This window comes from Alteromonas macleodii, assembly GCF_903772925.1.
In the GTDB taxonomy this organism is placed as follows: domain Bacteria; phylum Pseudomonadota; class Gammaproteobacteria; order Enterobacterales; family Alteromonadaceae; genus Alteromonas; species Alteromonas macleodii_A.
The window spans coordinates 2,172,903-2,193,653 of sequence record NZ_LR812090.1 but is presented as its reverse complement, the minus strand read 5'-3'; the positions used below and the strand labels follow the sequence as shown (position 1 = coordinate 2,193,653).

Here is a 20,751-nt window from a genome sequence, read left to right as displayed (position 1 = left end):
GTTTAAACGTTAGCACACGCCTTTGTTAGTTTATTTTTTAAGTGAAGTGAAGCATGTCTGATGACCCTCGTTTAGGCGGTATCGTGCGCTTGTATGGCGCGCAGCAAACCAATAATTTAGCCAATAGTCATGTAGCCGTAGTCGGCATTGGTGGTGTAGGAAGTTGGACTGCCGAAGCACTGGCTCGTTCAGGCGTAGGCACTATTACACTTATTGATTTGGATGATGTTTGCGTTACGAACACGAACCGACAGATACATGCGCTCTCAAACACTATCGGAGAAGCAAAGGTCGACGCAATTGCAGCTCGGATAAACTTGATAAACCCAGCTTGCAACGTGATCTGTGTCGAGGATTTCGTTACACCTGAAAATACAGCCACATTGTTAAATAAAGAAATGCACGCTGTGGTTGATGCTACCGACAGTATTCGCGCTAAAGCGGCGATGATAGCTCACTGTAAACGCAACAAAATTCCCATTGTTACGGTTGGCGGTGCGGGCGGTCAAATAGACCCAACTCAAGTCACTAAAGGCGATTTAGCTAAAACAACGCAAGACCCCCTAGCAGCTAAGCTACGCAGTGAGCTTAGACGTAACTATAATTTTAGTAAAAATCCAAAACGCCGCTTTGGCGTTGAATGTATCTATTCAACAGAGCAATTGCGCTACCCACAACCTGACGGCTCGGTTTGTTACAACAAATCTGCAATGGAAGGTGGTACTCGACTAGACTGTGCTGGCGGCTTTGGTGCTGTGGTCACGGTAACCGCCACCTTTGGTATGTTTGCCGCTGCAAGTGTAATAAATAGATTAACTGGACAAAAATAGACTTTGGCCGATAACTTGCGCACAATAGTCAAAAACTTATAACACCTTGTCTTAACGACTTTTTAAGCGTTAGCTTGTTATAACAAAAGTATCGGTGAGAAGGAGAACAACATGTCACCTGATGAACTCAATAAATTAATGGCAGATTGCGCGAAGGACGCTGTGGTAACAGCAGCTGATGAGTTCGATATTGTACTCGACCACTCACCCGCTAGCGTAGCACTGGTGGACGACATTTTACTTAGTTTCGTAGATAAATATCACGATTTAGCGTTAGAAGATGAAGCTGTCTTCACTATTTGCAATATCTTCGGCGCTTATGTCGGCGAAATTTTAAAAGCACAGTTAGATGGCGAGTGGGTTTACGATCAGTCTAATCCAAAAGCGCCAGCCGTATTTTTGAAGGTTGGTGAAAATACCTACGCATTAGCAGGTATTTGCTATGAGCGGCTGGTCAATGACAGTCAAATAAGCGTTAATTCTTATTATGAACAAGCGCTGGGCAACCACTTAGGTAGTCACTAAATGTCTATCGGCCTTGTAGTTAATCAACTTCCAGTATAATTAAGTTGCACGGCTGCTGGCTCTCTCGGATGACGCTTCTTTCGGTTAGCGCATTTCTCGGTATTAGTTCTGGGGAACCATACTTTCAGGGATTGGGCGTCTCCCAATCCTCTACCATCCACTTCAAGTGGCGACTCTTGGAAATAGCATATAAAGCTATGCTGTAAAAAACGATTTTCACGCCCGTAATAGTTTCAAACCCCCAGTGATGGTGCATTGTGTAATATAGCTGAACGCTTAAGAGTGCCAGTACACCCAACTGAGCCAGTGGTATAACCCATTTTCGCCAAGCTAAATACTCTTTTTTCCACAAACGTTCACGCTGACTAACTAAAACCAAAGCCATTAACACGGGTAAACTGGCTGCTAGCCCTAAACCCAAGCTTTCTTTTTGCGGGTAAAAAAATGCGAGTAGTTCAATGGTTTGAGTACGAGAAGCTAGAGAAAATATAAACGCTAACCAATCTATGCAAAGAAGAATAAGTACGCTATAGAGCCAACGTGGCGGTAGTATTCTCCCTGACTCATCATAAAAAGCTAGCGGTAATTTGAGCATATTTTCACTTCTATGTTTGTAACTTTGAATCTTCAGAACACCATAAGTCCTGATGTTATTTATCTCTAAGAAGTGACTAAAGTGGGGGTAGACAACGCTTTTTTAAACCTTCTTGTTGTTGCTTTAACCGTATAATCTGTCGCTTTTAATTTTCATACCCCCCAAAAACGTTTTCCGACGCGCTACTCTAAGTATGCGCTAACAACTTATATCGTTAACGCTAAACATATATACTGCGTCTACGCGGGTTTTCCTGTATAATCCGCGGCCATTTTAAGCTCAGTCATTTTCCAGGTGATATTTTAGATGACAGTAGAAACGTTTAATCCAAACAAAGTAGTAAATAAAACCACCACGCTAGAAACGCCAGTGAAGGTATTAAGTGATAACAAACCTTCGCAGCAAAGCAATGGCAGCAGAATTGGTTTTGTTAGCTTAGGTTGCCCTAAGAACTTAGTTGATTCTGAGCGTATTCTTACTCAACTTCGCACCGAGGGTTATGACGTCGTCCCTACCTATAACGATGCTGATCTCGTTATCGTTAATACGTGTGGCTTCATTGATGCGGCAGTTGAAGAGTCGCTAGATACCATCGGTGAAGCACTTAAGGAAAACGGTAAAGTTATCGTGACTGGCTGCCTAGGTGTTAAAGAGGACGAAATTAGAGAGCTTCACCCGAACGTGTTAGCGATTACTGGCCCTCATGCCTACGAAACGGTAGTGGAACAAGTACACGATCATCTTCCAAAACCACATCACAACCCGTTTGAAGACCTCATTCCTGACCATGGTGTAAAATTAACGCCGCGTCACTATGCGTACCTGAAAATTTCAGAAGGATGTAACCACCGTTGCACGTTCTGCATTATCCCTTCTATGCGTGGCGACCTTGTCAGCCGCCCAGTGGGCAATGTGCTTGATGAAGCCAAGCGTCTAAAAGAAGCGGGCGTGAAAGAATTATTGGTTATTTCACAAGATACAAGCGCTTATGGTGTTGATGTTAAGCACAGAACGGGGTTCTGGAACGGCATGCCTGTTAAAGCACACATGCAGCAACTGTGTGAAAAGCTTGGTGAAATGGGTATTTGGGTCCGTTTACACTATGTATACCCCTACCCACACGTTGATGACCTAATACCGCTAATGAACGAAGGAAAAATTCTTCCATACTTGGATATTCCCTTCCAACATGCCAATAAACGCATCCTCAAATTAATGAAGCGTCCAGGCAGTGCCGAACGCGTTCTTGAACGTGTTAAGAAATGGCGCGAGCAATGCCCGTCGCTTGTCATTCGTTCCACATTTATTGTTGGCTTTCCGGGCGAAACAGAAGAAGAGTTTGAAGAACTATTGGATTTCCTTCGTGAGGCCCAGCTTGATCGCGTTGGCGCATTTGCATATTCACCCGTTGAAGGAGCAAGAGCAAACGACCTGCCTGACCCAGTACCAGACGATATAAAACAAGCGCGCCTTGCGCGCTTTATGGAAGTACAGGGTGAGATAAGCCAAGCTCGTTTACAAGCTAGAATCGGTAACGAATATCAAGTTGTTATTGACAGTGTCGATGCAGAAGGAGCAGTTGGTCGTACTTACGCAGATGCACCAGAAGTTGACGGCCTGGTTCACTTAAACGGTGTTTATGACGTAAAACCGGGCGATCGTGTATGGGCTGAAGTTATTCACGCTAACGAACACGACGTGTGGGCTGTACTGTCTGAAGAACAAGATGAAGAAGACGAAGGCACTGATTCCGTGCTGTAACTTCCGGTTCAAAAGCGGTCTCTACTAACAACTCATTTATTCGTTACTTCTGTTACCCTATCGGCTAATTGCCAGTCGATAGGGTTTTATGTATAAAGCGGCTTATACACAATTAAATAAGTAACACAATCAACGCCATCTTCTGTGGTACGTAAATAAAATATGGCAACGTTCCCCTACTCCAAATCGAAACATTTATCTCACTACATCTTGTCGTTTAGGATATTACTCATTTTGACTAGTGTGTTCAGTCCTAGTGCACTTGCCAACACAGAGTGTAAAGCTTTACGAACCGCGGGAGCACAGCAGTGGTTTCCTTATGCCTTTAACGAGTTTGATGGAAAATTAAAAGCCACGGGGATAGCGTTTGACGTTTTAACGCTATTATCGCAGGATTTGGGCGTCACACTAAAAATAGAAACCGGATTACCATGGAAACGCATTGAATCTAAACTCGACGCGGGTGAACTTGATATTCTGGCGGGAAACTATTGGAACGAAGCCCGAAGTCGAAAGTGGCTTATCACCGCATCATTCGCAACAGATGAGGTATACCTTGTGCTCTCGCCCTCATTGGTGCAAACACGAGGTACTGAAATTTCGCTTAACGCACTAACGCAATATATTGGTGTAATGCCACGAGGTATAAGCTTAGGTGAAAAGTTTGATAGCATTAGGTCAAACTTGAAAATTATCGAAGTTAAAGATCACGACAAGATGTATGAAATGATACGTCGTCATCGTGCTGATTACGCAGTTTCACCACAAAGCGCAGCACTAAGCCACTTGAACGCACCAGAGAACGATGGCATGCAATTAAGTCAGTCGGCTATATCATCAAACAATGTGCATTTTGCTATCTCTGCCAAATCAAAATGTGCGTCGCTATTCCCAGAGTTTAATGATGCCCTTAGCGCTCGTTTGAAGGACGGGTCTATTGAACAGATTATTAACACATATAATTTAACGCGGTAGCAATCTACGACTCAATACGAAAACGTAGTTGAAAGGTAAAATAGAAAAATTAAAGGCAAAGATAAAAGAGCGCTTAGTTATAAGCACTCTTTTATTTTAATTCGTTTACGTTTAAGTTCGTGGGAAGCTAGCAATGAGCTTACCAAGGCAATACTTCACCATTTGAATGGATAAAGCGACCGGCGTTAGATACATTTAGCTCATCTATTCTTTGCGACAAACGTTCGGCGCACGTATCAGCGTCGATATCCCCTGCCCCATTTACCATTTCAGTCTGCACGAATCCAGGGTGGAAGATACCTACGGCAATTCCTTGAGCCTTTAAGTCATTGGCCATAGAAACACCCGCTGCATTTAGCGCAGCTTTAGACATTCGATAGCCGTAATAACCGCCTGAACCATTGTCAGCCATTGACCCCATGCGACTGGTGATTAACGCAATTTTACTGTCCTGCGCCATTGCAGGCAGCAGTGTTTGCGTAACAAGAAGTGGGCCCATAGCATTAACGCGAAACTGGTAGTCGATAGTGTTTGGGTCCCAGTCATCAAGACTTTCACGTCCAAGTACACCAGCATTATTGATGAGCAAATCAATGTTGATATCCATTAAAGGAGCAAGTTTTTCAGCCAATGTCTCAGGCTGAGATACATCCACACCTTTGATAATTGTCACACCTGCACTGTTTAACTCATCACAGCTATTACGACATGTGGCATAAACCTTTGCGCCACGTGCTTTATATTGCTTGGTAAGCGCAAGGCCTATGCCTCTATTGCCACCGGTAATTACTACGTTCATAACGGTTCCCTTGTTACAATGTGTATGCTTTAAAAAGGTTTCATTAACCTTTCACAAGAACTGGCTGATTCGTTAGGGTTTATCGCTCAATACTAATAAGTCCTAAGCCCTATTTCTGCACTCATTTCTCGTTATTTTATAGTCTTCAAAAGCCGTTCTAGATCTTCTGGTGTATCAATTCCAACCGGAGGTGGCGCTATCGCAACTTCACAGTGAATTTTATCGCCATACCATATAGCACGTAGCTGTTCTAATGACTCTATCTGTTCGAGCGAACTAGGTGCATACGCCACATATTGCTTAATGTATTGAGCGCGGTAGGCATAAATACCTATGTGGCGTTTGTACAGCGACGTGTTTGCAGATTGTGGGTTCGCCATCATGTGATCCCGTTCAAAGGGAATGGGAGAACGCGAGAAGTAGATTGACTCTCCCTTTTCATTCACCAATACCTTTACGATATTTGGATTAAATACATCTTCAACACTTTCGATTGGCGTAGACAGTGTAGCCATTTGACACTGAGGCGCATTAGCAAGGTTGTCGGCAACCTGTCTGATATTTTCTGCAGGTATAAAGGGTTCGTCACCCTGTACATTCACCACAATAGTAGCGCTGTCAATGCCTTCTTTTTCGACAACCTCAGCAATACGCTCTGTTCCCGATTGATGATTAACTGACGTCATACAGACTTTGGCAAAACCAGCCACTACGTTTTGAATGCGCTCATCGTCGGTTGCCACTATGATGGTATCGGCGCCAGCCTCCTTAGCACGCTCGACGACGTGTTGAATCATTGGTTTTCCGCCAATTAACGCTAAAGGTTTGCCTGGAAACCGGCTTGAGCCATACCGAGCGGGTATCACAACTGTAAATGACATAACTTTTATTTGCCCCTACTTACCACTTAATTAAACGTTTTATTAGCGCGTTGCGTCTACTTCGTCTAACGACAATGCAGTTGCTTTACTTTCGATAAGTACAGGGATGCCATCTTTAATATCAAAAGCCAACCTATCGAATCGGCAAATTAACTGAGTCTTGTCTTCACTAAGTACTAATTTTCCCTTACACACTGGGCAAGCCAAAACTTCTAAAAGCTTCTTATCAAAGGCCATTGTTATTATTCCTGTCCGTTTTGGTGAATCTTTAAACCTGCTTTGGCAAGTTTTACGTTTACTAAATTAAAAAAATCTGGCGCTAAATGAGCGGTAACGGGTAAAAACCAGCAATCGTCGTGGGCGAAGGATGCCGCTTTCACCGCATCTTTTTCCGTCATTAACACTCTGCCGTTAGGTATATCTGAAGGCGTTATAGCATGATGATCAGCCAATGGAGTGGCAGAAGAAAGTTGAATACCCATTTCTCTAAGCTGAGAAAAAAAGCGCTGGGGAGAACCGATACCAGCAATTGCGCTGCACGGCACTTTTTTAATCTCTTCAAGCGTTGTGGTTTTCACTCTGTTAGCCACACAGGTAAAATCCCCTGCGACTAACGTCATCAAATATTGAGGCGCTACGGCATTATTGAATGTTGGCATTGAACGGCTATTATGGATTACCGCATCAACGGTATTTAAACGCCATTGCCCTTCACGTAGTGGCCCCATTGGTAACAAAAAGCCGCTTCCCACTTTTCTGTCATCCATTACCACAACTTCAACATCGCGATGAAGCGCGTAATGCTGAAGGCCATCATCACAGATAATTAAATCACATTGCAACTCGTCACCTAAGTAAGCGGCTCCGCGCGCACGCACTGGGTCGATAACTACATCACACTGGCTTCTTATAGCTAATAAACGGGGCTCGTCGCCTACTTCAGAAGCATCGTCCTCGCCGTTAACTAATCGAGGATAAAACGGTGACTTAGCGCCATACCCGCGACTTAAAATACCAACCTTTGCGCCTTGTTTTTGATAGTAATCGGCTAGCGCCAATACGACCGGAGTTTTACCGTTTCCACCTACCGAAATATTGCCAACTACAATGACAGGCGCACTCGCTTTGTAAGCTTTTTTAAGGCCTACCTTGAATAATAAACGTCGAAGTGCTGAGACAAAGTAAAACAACAGCGCAAGCGGTGATAGAAGCCACACTAATGGATGGCCATAATACCATTTATCGTGCTTGGTTTTACTTTGCAATTGACTCACTTAGCCTCACCAAATTGCAGTGCGTGCAGCTGTGCGTAATGACCGCCTTTTTCAAGCAACTCATTGTGTTTGCCTTTCTCTAGAATGCGGCCTTGCTCAACCACCATAATGCAGTCTGCATTTTCGATGGTAGACAACCGGTGCGCCACAACAATACTGGTACAACGTTTTTGCAGCGTTTCCAGCGCATCTTGAATTAAACGCTCAGACTCAGTATCAAGGGCAGAAGTCGCTTCGTCCAAAATCAAAATGGGCGCTTCGGCAAGGATTGCCCGAGCAATAGCAATACGCTGTCGCTGACCACCCGATAGCATTAGGCCATTTTCACCGATAACCGTATCTAAACCATCAGGTAGGTTCGATAAGAACTCTTCAACATGCGCCATCTTAGCGGCATTCTCAATGTCTTTTCGAGATACATTCTCTCGCGCACCATAAGCAATGTTGTTCGCAATAGAATCGTTAAATAGCGTCACATTTTGTGAAACCACGGCAAACTGCGCTCGCAGATTTTTTAGGTCAATGTCGTTAAGCGGCTTGTCGTCTAGGCGTATTTCACCCTCTTGCGGTACGTAAAAACGCGTAAGTAACGACGAGATTGTCGACTTACCACTTCCCGAACGCCCTACTAGGGCAATTGATTCGCCGGGGTTAGCTTTAAAACTCACGTTTGACAATGCAGGTGTCTGCTTGCCCGGGTAAGAAAAGGTGACGTCGTTGAATTCTATCTTACCTGTAGCGCGTTCAACCTTTGTTTTACCTTTATCTTCTTCATCAGCTTCATCAAGAATTTCAAAGATACTGGCACACGCTGCCATGCCTTTTTGGAATTGGTTGTTAATGGTAGTGAGCTGTTTTAGAGGCTTCAGAAGCATTACCATGCAAAATACGACGTTGATAAACACACCAGCCGTTAGCTTTTCTAGCATGCCCGGCGTACTGGCTATAAACAAAACAACAGCAAGCGCTATTGATGCAATAACCTGAATTGACGATACGCTTAATATAGAGGTCACATGAAGCTTCATCGACTGCTGGCGATTGTGATTATTTTTCTGGTTAAAGCGCTTCTGCTCTATTTCTTGGCCGCCAAACATGATCACAACTTTGTGACCTTTTACCGCCTGCTCTACTGACGACGTAAGGTTGCCCATTGATTTTTGTATGCTTTTACTAACGATGCGAAAACGTTTACTGACAATAGATACAATCACCGCCACGATAGGGCCAATCAAAAGAAAAATAAGTGAAAGTTGCCATGAGTAATAAAACATGACACATAGCAAACCAATAACCAGCGCGCCTTCTCTGACAAGCGTTAACAACGCTTTACCAGAAGCGTTAGCTACTTGCTCAGTATCATAAGTAACCTTGCTTATAAGCCCGCCAACTGCATGATTATCGTGAAATGACACGGGTAAATGGATGTATTTATCGAACAGCTGTTGGCGCATGCGCATAACAACTTGGGCACCAATCCAGTTTAATGTATAGCTGCCTAAGAAATTGAACACGCCGCGCAATAGAAACAATGGAACTATGGCGTACGCAGCCATCCGAAGATAATCTTTATCGTTATTACCTAGGGACTCATCAATCATTGGCTGTAGCTGTGAAAATACAAAAGTATCTACCGCGGAATAACCAATCATACCGATAATGGCAAACACAAAAGGCACTTTGTACGCTTTCAGATACTGTAAAAAGCGCTTAATTTGATAATCCGAGTTGTCGGCTTGTTGCATGTAGTTTTTTTAACCTGTTTAAAACGTTAACGAAAACGCGTTAAGAGTATTGTACTCGTTCTCACTCTAATTCACTAATATAGAGGCAAAATTGGTTAGTCTGCCAACTAACTGAACAATGTGTGGTCACTTCACTATAATACCAACCCTCATAGGTAATTGCCCTACCAGAAGGCGCTGGCAAGGTTTCTAGCAAAGCGTGGGAATGCAGGAATGGCTTTTTACTATTTACAGGGTGTTGAAGTACCAGCTTTTGAGGTGCCGGCTTTTGAAGTGCTAGTTATTGATGAGCTAGGGTTGTGCTTCTAAATGTCGCGGGTTAATGCCTCTCAAATACCAGCGCTTATGCAAAGTATATCGCTGGGTATCTATGTGATAACTGCCCTGGGTAAACGTTGCCCTAACATAGCCGTGGTAACTGGTTAAATACTGCTTTACTTTATGATACTTGTATCGCCTAGCCACTTCACTTGCTGGAAACTGCCAGCGATTCTCGAAACCTTGGGTAAAGATCACAGCCCTTGGTGCAACATGCTCTATAAAGACATCAGTAGATGAGGTCTTACTACCGTGATGGGGCGCAATAAGAATATCAGCACTTAAATTTGAAAAGCTTGGTATTAACGCGCTTTCTTTTGCTGAAATCTCTTGTATTTCACGTGTGATCAGGGCGTACTCGCTCGCCTTTTCAATATCACCGGGTATAAGAACGCTGCCAGACTGACCAGAAACTTTAACCACACAGGACATGGCATTATTGTCTTGCTTATTGCCCTTTGGCGGCCATAAAAATTCGACGGTCAAATTCTGCCAATAAACACGCTTGCCTCTCTCGCATCCCGCGGTAGGCGAATGAAAGCTGGCGTGTGCTGCCAAACTATGAAGTTTAACCGCAGATAAACCTCCCGCGTGGTCGTTATCACTATGTGTATGAATAACAACATCGATGCTTGAAACATGTGTACCTTCCAGAAATGGAAGCAGGTGTGCGGTCGCTGTGCGAGCAATACCCTCAAACTGAGCACCAGAATCAATAATGATTGCTCTACTCCCTCTTGTAATAGCGATCGCGCTAGCTTGGCCAGCATCAAAAACGTGAAGCGTCCAAGGCTCCTCATTAACGGGTGACCATTTTTGAATGAAACTAAAAAAAGGTATGGACAAAATTAGGATACATACTTTTTTGTAGCGCCATGCAGGCAACAGAAAAATAACAACAGCAGCAAGCAAACAGAGCGTAGCGCCATTACCCTGGTGAACATCAACTGCACTTAATGAAAAGCCACTAAGCAGGTTTAGAAATGACAATAAATACCCCAAACAGGTATCACTTGTTTGAAATAGTGCGCTTGCCAATTCTTGGACTGGGCCGAAATGAATAAAATGAAGCAGCAATAGAGAGAGTAAACAAACGGGCAGCAACAAAGTTATAACGGGTAAGGCAATCAAGTTTGCTATTAGCGCAATAATACTTGCACTATCAAACCAGATGAGTGTTAGCGGCATCATTATAAGCGTTAGCGCTATTTGCAGCTTTATTAGCGACACATACCAAGGTGAGCGCTGTAGCCCCCATGTGGTCACTAAAAACCAAATACACACCACTGCACCTACGCTTAAGTAAAAGCTTGCACTTAACATAGAAAGCGGGAAAAGCAGCAAACTCAACGCCAGCATAGCTAACGCAATATTTATTGGCCTCCATGCATTACGTGAAAGCGACAACGCGCAGCCAATAGCTACAAGAACCCAGGCTCGCACAACGGGCAAGGCACTTCCGCTTAACAGCGCATAAAAAAAACAAATAACCACAAGCAAGCAGAGCACTATGGCTCTAATCGGCGCTTTAATAGTTAATAACTTTGAACGTCGATCAGTTTTGTTCTCTCGATCTACTGTCTTTAACCTTATGCTTGTTATGCTGGCTAAGAAGTAATGCACACTACCGAATATATCGAAAACGTGTCTAAGTATGAAAATTATCGGGTTAAAAGCTAATAAGCATACCCCGGCAATAAGTGATAAGTGCATACCGGATATACTAAATATGTGCCCGGTACCTGTGCGTTGTAACAGCGCCCAGTTGTCTTTTGTAAACCCAGCCTTATCGCCAAGCAGTAGCGCCCGCCACCAATTGAGGTTATTGAGATTCTGCGCTTCTAGCGTTGTCGAAAGGTCATAGCGCAACGAATGCTCATGCGTGGTTTTATCGTGCTCTATAGATTTAATATATCCAGTGACATGAATAAACTGACTAACCAGCTGCTGCTGGCGGCTTGCTCCAACGGGATTGACCGTACCGTATGCAGGCTTAAGTTTAACAACCGCTGTAAACGTGTCGCCATTGTGCAAACATTTAAGTCCGACAGACTTTTCTGACGCTTGCGATGTGACGTGCTGCTTTACATCATCTAAACCACGTTGTGAGCGTTGCACTCGCTCAACATTGTCACTTGAAAACTTGTATTGCTTGTGAGCAAGGCGAGCTCTAAAGTTGAAAGCGTAAGATAAAACAGCATTCAGGGGTTTTGGCACTGCGCCATCATCTAAAAATGTCGCGACGCTCTCGCCATTTACCGACGTAATGCTTACCACATAATGAAAAGCGGCCTCTGAGTTATTACTTTTATTAGAAACACATCCCTGCGATAAAACTCGCCCCGATATTGTGACATCTTGTTGAATTTTACCCTTGGGCAGTTGCCAAGCGTAGTAAAAATGCCCTACACTCGCCACCCACAGTACGCCGAGTATTAAGCCGCTCACTGCACAACATAGCTGTACATCAAAAATGGTCTTATTGGACCTAGGTTTTTTTAAAGAAAACAGTAAGATGACAACAATAGCTATCACCAATATGGCAATCATCAATGCCATGGTGTGGGTACTTGGAAGTTTTTGCCATAAAACCGCACTTATTGCGCCAACGCAAAAACAGCTTAGGCAAATTGTGATACGATTGACCATGTTTTCACGTAGCAATTGACAGTGAGTGAACGTTGCTAGTGCAAAACCGTGCTGCGCAATCCCGTTTGCTGTTATTTTTTCTGTCTTTTTTGATTTTATTTTCGAGATGCATTGATATTTATGCCTAAGAAATTTATTCGACGTTTTTTGCCAGATCACCAAAGCATTAAGCAAAACAAAGCGTTAAAAATATTTGGTAGCGTATTGCACGAACCTAATTTATGGCACCTGAACCGTCGCTCTGCATCTGGCGCGTTTGGCATAGGCTTGTTTTTTGCCTTTTGGCCTGTGCCGTTTCAAATGTGGCTTTCTGCAGGTTTAGCTATCCCTTTTCGAGCAAACCTTCCCTTGTCTGTCGCAACAGTCTGGGTAACAAATCCATTTACCATTCCCCCTATATTTTATGGGGCTTACAAAGTGGGTACTACTGTACTTGGGACCAAACCTGAGCATTTTGAATTCCAGTTTAGCTGGCAGTGGGTGGTAGAAAGCATTAACACCATTGGGCCCGCTTTTTTAGTTGGTTGTGGTATTTGCTCTGTGGTTTTCGGATTGGCAGGTTACTTTTCCTTAAACTGGGTATGGCGCTTTCAAGTGAAAAAAGCGTGGGAAAGACGCAGACAAATGCGTAATCAGACGGCTCAATAACAAAGCCCCGTAGAGCAAATTTCAGCAAGAGTAAATAGCAGCATTTGCTTTCGATAAGACATAAAAAACGCCACATCTCATTGTGGCGTTTTTTTTGGTTTTTATCGGAAGTGAGACTTAAGAGTTCCTGTGTTTTGTACTTGAACTGCGTTAGGCCGAGGCTCAATATCAAAGAGGCCTCAGTCTAAAAAGCATTCTTAGCGTTTATTTCACAGGTCTATTTTTCATGCTCAGCGAGGAAGGCAACCAACGCAGCTTCATCCCACACATCTACATCAAGCTCTTGTGCCTTGGTTAATTTAGATCCAGCCTTCTCACCTGCAACAAGGAAGTCAGTGTTCTTACTCACTGATCCCGCCACCTTAGCACCAAGTAACTGTAGCCGCGCTTTAGCATCTGAACGCCCCATTTCACTAAGCGTACCGGTTATAACGCAGGTTTTACCTTCGAGAGGCAAGTTACCCGAATCAGGCTTTTCAATGGCGGGCCAATTGATTCCTTCATTTAGAAGTGCGTCAATCACATCGGTGTTATGCGACTCGTTAAAGAAGTTGTATATATGGGTAGCTACCACCTCGCCCACATCCTGCACTTCTACTAAAGCTTCTAATGAAGCTTCACGAATCGCTTCTAAGGTTTCAAAATGCGTAGCTAAGTTTGCCGCTGTCGCTTCACCTACTTCACGGATCCCCAATGCGTATAGAAATTTGGCAAGGGTGGTCTGTTTTGATGCTTCTAGAGATGCCAAAAGCTTGCTTGCAGACTTCTCAGCCATACGCTCTAAGCCAATAACGTCACCTAAAGCCAGGGTAAAGAAATCTGCAGGACTGTGTACAAGATCAGCATCTACTAATTGGTCAACAAGCTTATCGCCCAAACCATCTATATCAAACGCTTTACGCGAGGCAAAATGTTTTAGCGCCTGTTTGCGTTGCGCTGCACAAATTAACCCACCAGTACAGCGAGCGACTGCTTCATCTTCAAGCTTTTCAACCTGCGAGTCACACACAGGGCACTGGCTTGGGAAACTAATGTCAGTTTCACTACCCGTACGATTTGCTTCAACCACAGAAACTACCTGAGGAATAACATCACCGGCGCGACGAATAACAACAGTGTCGCCAACTTTAACGCCCAATCGGGAGATTTCATCCTGATTATGTAGTGTGGCATTTGATACGGTTACGCCACCTACAAAAACAGGCTCTAAACGCGCAACCGGTGTAATTGCCCCAGTTCTGCCTACTTGAAACTCAACGTCCACCAGTTTGGTTACTTCCTCTTGCGCAGGAAATTTCTGTGCAATCGCCCAACGCGGTGCTCGGGCTACAAAACCAAGGGTGTTTTGCAATTCAATGCGGTCTACCTTAAAGACGACGCCATCAATGTCATATGGCAAGTTGTCGCGCTTTTCCAGGATATGATTGTAGTAATTTAAACAACCCTTACCGCCCTCTGCTGTGTCGATATCTGGGCATAGTGGCAGCCCCCATTTACCCAATTGTGCAAGTCGCGCACTGTGGGTTGAAGGTAAATCAAAGCTTTCTGGTTGTACAACGCCTAGTGAATAAGCATAAAACATCAGTGGGCGTTTAGCGGTGATTTTCGAGTCTAACTGACGCAAACTTCCGGCTGCGGCATTGCGCGGATTGGCAAAGACCTTACCGCCCGTTTCTTTTTGATGTTCGTTTAATTTTGCAAAGCCATCTCGCGGCATAAACACTTCACCACGAACCTCGACGCGGTCTGGATAGTGATCGCCGCGAAGGGTTAAAGGTACATTTGAAATAGTACGCACGTTAGCTGTGATGTTTTCGCCTACCTGACCATCGCCCCGCGTTGCAGCGCGAACTAATTCACCGTTTTCGTACAAAATACTCACGGCTAAACCATCTAACTTAGGCTCACAGCTAAAGTCCAAAGTAGCAGTATCTTTAAGCCTGTCTTTTAAGCGCTTCTCAAATGCCAATAGAGACTCTTCATCGAAAGCGTTATCTAGCGACAGCATAGGCACATCGTGAGTAACTTGCTCAAATGCAGAAAGCGCAGCACCTCCCACCTTTTGACTTGGAGAATTTGGGCTCTGTAATTCAGGATATTGTTTTTCAAGCGCTATTAGCGCCTGCATATCTCTATCATAAACGGCATCGGGAACCGAAGGGTCGTCTAGTACATAGTACTGGTAATTGTATTCATTTAACGTGTTGCGAAGTTGAGCAACTTGTTGCTTTGCTTGTTCTAAAGAGTCTGACATGGAGTTGTTTTCACGCCGTATAAATAATTAAAAGTTTTACAATTTGTTGCTTAGGTTACTTAACCCAAACGACCTTTTGTTTCAAATGAAGCATTAAACCGCCGTCTTTTTAGTCGGTTAGTATAATTTGCAGCCTCGCTGTAGCGCTATTTAATAGAAAAGGACCTGGGTATGAGCCAAGTCCTTTATTACGCTATCATCAAGCACGTACAAAGCGTGCGATATAGACAGTTGAATAGCTTGCGTTAGCTGCGAGCAATCATACGCTTGCGTTCAAATTCACGAATTTTTTCAACGTATTGCTGTAAGCCCTGTTTAGTTAACACACTTCGACGACCATCTAAAACCTGAGCACCAAACTCGTCCGCTAGCTTACGCGCCGCGTTGTGCATCATATTGAATACTTGATGAGGGTCGCCTTCAATGGGCAATATCATAAACAAAGATACACCTTGGGTCTCAAAATTTTCCAGGTTATCAATATCAAAAACACCAGGTTTAAACATATTGGCTAGGCTAAATAATACAGGCCCTTTGCCATTGGAATTTACGTGACGATGGAAGATATCCTGGTCGCCAAACTTAAACCCTAGTGTAAGCAACATAGGTAAAAGCGCAGCACCAGAAATAGCCTCACCTTCAGGTGCTCTTACGTTTAACACCAATACTTCGGGTTCAACGCTAGATGACTTTGCTGGCTCAGATGAGCTAGTGGCAGTGTCGCTGTGTGTATCATTTGCACTAAAGCTCTCTTCACCAAATTCCGGGTTACCCTGCTCGCTGGTGTCGAAGTCGATGCGCATTTGGTCATCGCCAAAATTAGGCTCTTCCCGCTTCTTGATCGGTGTTTTGCTTCGCTTACTACGTGTAAAACGTCGCGGCTGTTCATTTTCTTCCTGGCTACTCCGTAATGAAGATGAATCTTCTTGGGCGTCTAAGCTAAAGTCAGCCACTTCTCGCTCGTTTTTAGCCGGTGCTTGAACCGGTGCTGGTTCTTCTTCAAGCGTAGGGTCTACATAAAACTTTTGCGCAGGACGAACGGGTGCTGCTGGCGCCTGTGCGGGCTGTGCCGTGGTTTGATTATCAGAGTAACCGTTATTTGAGCCATTCGAGTTGTTCGGCGCTGAATAAGACGCCTCTTGTGCATTTTCTTCGCGCTGTGTTTGTGGCGCTGACTGAGCTTCATCGTCGCCTTCTCGAAGCAAGAAACCAGGAGGCTCAGGGAAGGCAGCAACGTTGTCATCGCTTTTACTTGTTGCGGTATCAATCGAGCGAGCCTGCCCTTTCATGTGTGGCTTGGGGTTCGTTACCACTGAACCATACAGCTTGGGCGCTTCTTGAGCGTCTTCTTTTTCGCGCTCTTTTCCATCCTGTTTTTCGGCTGGCGACATCGAAGAATTATCATTGCTGCTGGCATTAGCGTGTTCTTCGCCAGCATCGTCTTTCTGGCTATGAATGTCACTCGAAGAAGCATATTGAGAAGAGTGATTGCTCTCATCGTTACTGAATTTTTGAGCGTCGCTGCCGTTATCTGGGTTATTCACCGAGTCATCATACGACATGCTAGAAGCTGAATTTTCTGCTGCGCTGCTCTCATCTGCTCTATTAGGTGAGTTTTGCGAATTGCTAACCACTCGAACCGCACCAATGCCAAGTTCATCAAAACCTTCCTGTGGTTCGGATTCTAATTCGCCATCATCCTCCTGCCATTGACGGGGCTCTAAGCGCTCTTTTTCCGAAGGCTTACCGTTTTTACGAATTTTCCAAATACCGTGGGCAAGCACAGCAATGATAAAAACCGTGCCTCCAAGGAGTAAAAATAGACGTAATTGATCTTCCATTTAATTTCTTTCGCCCTTTGTTATGCTTCTGCGAAGGCTACAGCTTCGTCAACGTCTACCGCTACCATACGTGAAACTCCAGGTTCCGCCATAGTAACACCGGTTAAGTGACTAGCCATTTCCATCGCTATTTTATTGTGGGTGATATAAATAAACTGCACTGTTTGTGACATTTCTGACACTAAGTTACAAAAGCGCCCTACATTTGCATCATCCAATGGTGCATCTACTTCATCCAGCAAGCAAAATGGTGCCGGATTCAATCTGAAAATAGCAAACACCAATGATAAAGCGGTTAATGCTTTTTCTCCACCGCTTAAGAGGTGAATCGTACTATTTTTCTTACCAGGGGGACGAGCCATTATCGTTACCCCAGTCTCTAATAAGTCATCATCGGTAAGCGCAAGGTATGCTGAGCCACCGCCGAAGACTTTAGGAAATAACATTTTAAGGTCTTCGTTAACCTGCTCAAAAGTGTTTGAAAAGCGCGTGCGTGTCTCTTTATCAATTTTTCGAATAGCGGACTGCAGAGTTTCCAACGCATCGGTAAGGTCGTTGTGCTGTGTATCCAAATGAGACTTTCTTTGTGACTGGGTCTCATATTCTTCAACCGCAGCTAAATTTACCGCTCCTAAACGCTGAAGGTTGGCTTGCGTTTTTTCAAGGTCTTCTTGCCAACGCTTTTCTTCAGCCTCTTCTGGCAAGGTTTCTAAAATGCTTTTTAGTGATTGCTGTGTTTCGTCAAGCTGTTCTAGGATCGTATTTGCGCGTACCCGATACCCTTCAATATCAATGTTTAGTTTATCGATGTTTGTCTGTCGGGTTTGTATGTCTTTACCTAGAGCCTGATGCCCTTTTTCGGCTTCTCGCAACCACTGTTCAATATCTTCAAGGCTGCGCTGCTTAGCGCTTTTTAGTTGCTCTAACTCAGCCTTATTCTCTAGCAGAGACTGAAGCTCTGCTTCCTGAATTTCTTCCGGAGACGTAAGATGCGCTAGCTCTTTTTGTAATCTCTCTTTGTTTTTTACATATTCTTCACGCTGCTCAAGATTACGCGTAACCTGCTGTCTATATAAGTTTTGATGATTTTCAAATTGCTGCTTTTTTAATGCAAGCTCATGATTTTGCGACGTTAATGAATCAACTGAGGCGCGTAATTCTGATGTATTTCGCTCATTTTCTTCACGTTTCGCATTAACTTCATCAATATGCACTTCGTATTCAAGAATGTGCGCTTCTAGAAGTTCTAACTTTTCAGAAAGTTGCGCCAACTGCTCTTCTTCTTTGGCAAGCATTAACTCTTGTTTTGCCAATTCATCATTAAGTTTGGCGCTGCGAGTAGATTGCTGCTCTTGCTGCATTTCAAGTAAAGAAAGCTTGTTTTTAATCTGAGCCCGTTGATTTTCTTTTTCAGCTAAGGCGTTTTGAGCTGTATGCTTTCGAGCTTCGCATGCTTCAAAAGCTTGCTTCGCTTCCTCAATGGAATGCTCAACTTCTTCAATGAGACTTTCAATAGCTTCAATATTATCTGTAAGCGATTTAATTTTGTTAGCACGCTGTAAAGCACCGTCATTCACCTCACCCGGTTTAACGACCCAATGGGAGCTGGCCCATAAACCTGAAGGTGAGATTGCGCTAGTAAAGCCTTTAACACCGCTTTTCATTTCGGTATCAGTTAAGCGTTCCACCTTACTTGCAAGATCTTCATCGTCTTCACAAAGGTAAATATCATCAAAAAATGCGGGAACCTGTGCCGGTGAAGTGTTTCTACCGCCAAGCTCGGTTAATAAAGCATGGGCTAAAGAGCCGGCTTTTGCCGAACTTACGAACAGGCTTTCGGTGTACACCTTTACGCCTGTGGGCAGACGCGCTTTGTTTTTCAAAAGCTCTTGTATGGGGTAGTTTTTCGCGACTACAGGGTCTCTAGCGTGCTGTAATATAGCTTCGATACAGGGTGCAAGCTTTTGGCTTGAGCTAATTTGTTGCCAAAGCTTTTCTATTCCCTCTAATAGCGTATCTTCAAAGTTAGAAGCGTCTTGCTGAAGTGCTTCTAATGCAGATTTAGTGGATTGGGCGGTTTGCAGCTGACCCTGCGCCTCACGATGTCTCGCTTCAATAGTTTGCACTTCAGCATGCTGTTTTTGGAGTTTCTCGCTAGCTGTTTGAACCGCTTGTTTACCTTCATCAATATCAAAATCTAGCTCGTTTGCTTGCTCTTCTAACAATGCTATTTGATCTGAGTAGTCTTCGTCATCAAGCTGTTTTAGCTCGTCTTGCAGTTCGCTAATACGCTGGGATGTGCGAAGCTGCATACTCATTGTAGACTGAATTTGGCTATGACACTGTTGCACGTCTTGTCGAAGCTGGTTGTACGTCTGCTCTTGCTCACGAGCTTTTGCGTTAAACTCTCTTAGCGACTGCTCTACGTCTTCAAAACGCGCTTTTGCATGTTCCAGCTCAGCTTCTTTCAGTAAAAGCTCTGGTTCAATGTTTTCAAGCGCCTCGTTTGACACAGCAAGTGCTTCCTGCGCTTCATCAATAGAGTGGTTTAGCAACTCATGCTGTTCGTTTATCCGCGTTAACTCTTGCTCTATTTGCCCTTTTCGCTGTTTCGCATGCAGGGCGTTTTGCTCTAATCGCGTGATTGCATTGCTTGTGGTGAATAACTGCTGCTGCAGATCATCGATGACTTGCTTGGTCTCAACTTGCTTAGTTTTATACGACTCAAGCCCGGCTTCATCACCTTGTAACTTAGCATTCAAATCGTCGACTTCTATTTGCAGTGTTTGCTGCTGCTTTTGCAGCGCTTCAATATGTTCGCTATTTTTAAGAAATCTAATTGCCGCAAGCTGACCCTTCAACTCTCTGGCCTGTGCGCGCAATGTTTTATAGCGGGTTGCAGCGGCAGCTTGTCGCTGTAATTTTTCCAACTGCTTGCCAAGTTCATCGCGCACATCGTTTAAACGTTCCAGGTTGTCTTGCGTGTGCCTGATGCGATTTTCTGTTTCTCTGCGACGCTCTTTGTACTTTGATATACCCGCAGCTTCTTCAATAAACACGCGCAGCTCTTGTGGCTTAGATTCAATAAGCCGTGAGATCATACCTTGTTCGATAATGGCGTAAGAGCGTGGTCCTAGCCCTGTTCCTAAAAACAGATCGGTAACGTCTCGTCTGCGACATTTGGTACCGTTGAGGAAGTAAGTTGACGTGGCATCTCGAGTTACTAATCGTTTAACCGACAGCTCGTTGTAGTTAGCAAATTCGCCTGCGATCCGCCCTGCACTGTTATCGAAAACAAGTTCAACGCTACATTGCCCCACGGGTTTTCGTGAAGATGAACCGTTGAAGATCACGTCTGTCATCGCATCGCCGCGTAGGTTCTTCGCTGAACTTTCACCTAATACCCAGCGAACAGCATCAATAACATTGGATTTACCACAGCCGTTCGGCCCAACAATGGCAGTCATTTCCCCGGGAAATGGAATAGTAGTCGGCTCAACAAAGGACTTGAAGCCCGCAAGCTTTATCTTCTTAAGCCTCACGCATCATCCCTATGATATACAGAGTTGCCGGACGAAATCGTCATAGCTTCAGCCCAATACCCCTTGATGGGATGCTGAATTAGCGGATGATATGGAAATGATGTAATCACACAG

The 20,751-nt window shown here is 44.2% G+C and carries 15 protein-coding genes; 5 read left to right on the top strand and 10 right to left on the bottom strand.

Going from position 1 to position 20,751, the window contains the following annotated elements; translation table 11 throughout:
* The first annotated feature begins 53 nt into the window (after positions 1–53).
* Positions 54–830 carry a tRNA cyclic N6-threonylcarbamoyladenosine(37) synthase TcdA gene (gene tcdA, locus PCAR9_RS09480; RefSeq protein WP_179983388.1) on the top strand — a complete coding sequence of 259 codons (777 nt, stop codon included), beginning with the start codon at positions 54–56 and terminating at the stop codon, positions 828–830.
* Between the two features lie 111 nt (positions 831–941).
* Positions 942–1,355, top strand: coding sequence for a hypothetical protein (locus PCAR9_RS09475; protein ID WP_179983387.1), 414 nt, complete (start codon positions 942–944; stop codon positions 1,353–1,355).
* A 124-nt stretch (positions 1,356–1,479) separates the two neighbouring features.
* Here PCAR9_RS09475 and PCAR9_RS09470 read toward each other — a convergent pair whose 3' ends face one another.
* Complete coding sequence (locus PCAR9_RS09470) at positions 1,480–1,950, bottom strand: DUF2919 family protein (protein WP_179983386.1); 471 nt, start codon at positions 1,948–1,950, stop codon at positions 1,480–1,482.
* Positions 1,951–2,256: 306 nt separating this feature from the next.
* On the opposite strand from PCAR9_RS09470, the gene rimO reads away from it, so the two are divergent.
* Together rimO and PCAR9_RS09460 are read left to right on the top strand one after the other, a co-directional pair.
* Positions 2,257–3,711 carry a 30S ribosomal protein S12 methylthiotransferase RimO gene (gene rimO, locus PCAR9_RS09465; protein ID WP_179983385.1) on the top strand — a complete coding sequence of 485 codons (1,455 nt, stop codon included), beginning with the start codon at positions 2,257–2,259 and terminating at the stop codon, positions 3,709–3,711.
* Positions 3,712–3,954: 243 nt separating this feature from the next.
* Positions 3,955–4,686, top strand: coding sequence for a substrate-binding periplasmic protein (locus PCAR9_RS09460; protein ID WP_232091286.1), 732 nt, complete (start codon positions 3,955–3,957; stop codon positions 4,684–4,686).
* Positions 4,687–4,825: 139 nt separating this feature from the next.
* Here PCAR9_RS09460 and PCAR9_RS09455 read toward each other — a convergent pair whose 3' ends face one another.
* From PCAR9_RS09455 to PCAR9_RS09430, 6 genes are all read right to left on the bottom strand, one after another.
* Positions 4,826–5,485, bottom strand: a complete 660-nt coding sequence (locus tag PCAR9_RS09455) for an SDR family oxidoreductase (RefSeq protein ID WP_179983383.1) — start codon at positions 5,483–5,485, stop codon at positions 4,826–4,828.
* Between the two features lie 131 nt (positions 5,486–5,616).
* Positions 5,617–6,366, bottom strand: a complete 750-nt coding sequence (gene kdsB / locus PCAR9_RS09450) for a 3-deoxy-manno-octulosonate cytidylyltransferase (protein WP_179983382.1) — start codon at positions 6,364–6,366, stop codon at positions 5,617–5,619.
* 42 nt (positions 6,367–6,408) lie between these two features.
* Positions 6,409–6,603 (bottom strand): Trm112 family protein, encoded by a 195-nt coding sequence (locus PCAR9_RS09445; RefSeq protein ID WP_179983381.1) that lies wholly within the window; start codon positions 6,601–6,603, stop codon positions 6,409–6,411.
* A 5-nt stretch (positions 6,604–6,608) separates the two neighbouring features.
* Positions 6,609–7,640, bottom strand: coding sequence for a tetraacyldisaccharide 4'-kinase (gene lpxK, locus PCAR9_RS09440; protein WP_179983380.1), 1,032 nt, complete (start codon positions 7,638–7,640; stop codon positions 6,609–6,611).
* Complete coding sequence (gene msbA, locus PCAR9_RS09435; protein ID WP_179983379.1) at positions 7,637–9,385, bottom strand: lipid A export permease/ATP-binding protein MsbA; 1,749 nt, start codon at positions 9,383–9,385, stop codon at positions 7,637–7,639. Before msbA ends, lpxK begins: the two co-directional genes overlap by 4 nt.
* Before the next feature lie 291 nt (positions 9,386–9,676).
* Entirely contained in the window at positions 9,677–12,262 is a 2,586-nt protein-coding gene (locus PCAR9_RS09430) for a DNA internalization-related competence protein ComEC/Rec2 (protein ID WP_179983378.1), read from the bottom strand.
* A gap of 210 nt (positions 12,263–12,472) precedes the next feature.
* Between PCAR9_RS09430 and PCAR9_RS09425 the strand changes: the two genes are divergently transcribed.
* Positions 12,473–13,000: a DUF2062 domain-containing protein gene (locus PCAR9_RS09425; protein ID WP_179983377.1), complete on the top strand. Its 528-nt coding sequence runs from the start codon at positions 12,473–12,475 to the stop codon at positions 12,998–13,000.
* A gap of 217 nt (positions 13,001–13,217) precedes the next feature.
* On the opposite strand, the gene ligA is transcribed toward PCAR9_RS09425, so the two are convergent.
* From ligA to smc, 3 genes are all read right to left on the bottom strand, one after another.
* Positions 13,218–15,254, bottom strand: coding sequence for an NAD-dependent DNA ligase LigA (ligA, locus tag PCAR9_RS09420; protein WP_179983376.1), 2,037 nt, complete (start codon positions 15,252–15,254; stop codon positions 13,218–13,220).
* Between the two features lie 245 nt (positions 15,255–15,499).
* Entirely contained in the window at positions 15,500–17,095 is a 1,596-nt protein-coding gene (gene zipA, locus PCAR9_RS09415) for a cell division protein ZipA (protein ID WP_179983375.1), read from the bottom strand.
* A 20-nt stretch (positions 17,096–17,115) separates the two neighbouring features.
* Entirely contained in the window at positions 17,116–20,637 is a 3,522-nt protein-coding gene (gene smc / locus PCAR9_RS09410) for a chromosome segregation protein SMC (RefSeq protein ID WP_179983374.1), read from the bottom strand.
* Between the last annotated feature and the right edge of the window lie 114 nt (positions 20,638–20,751).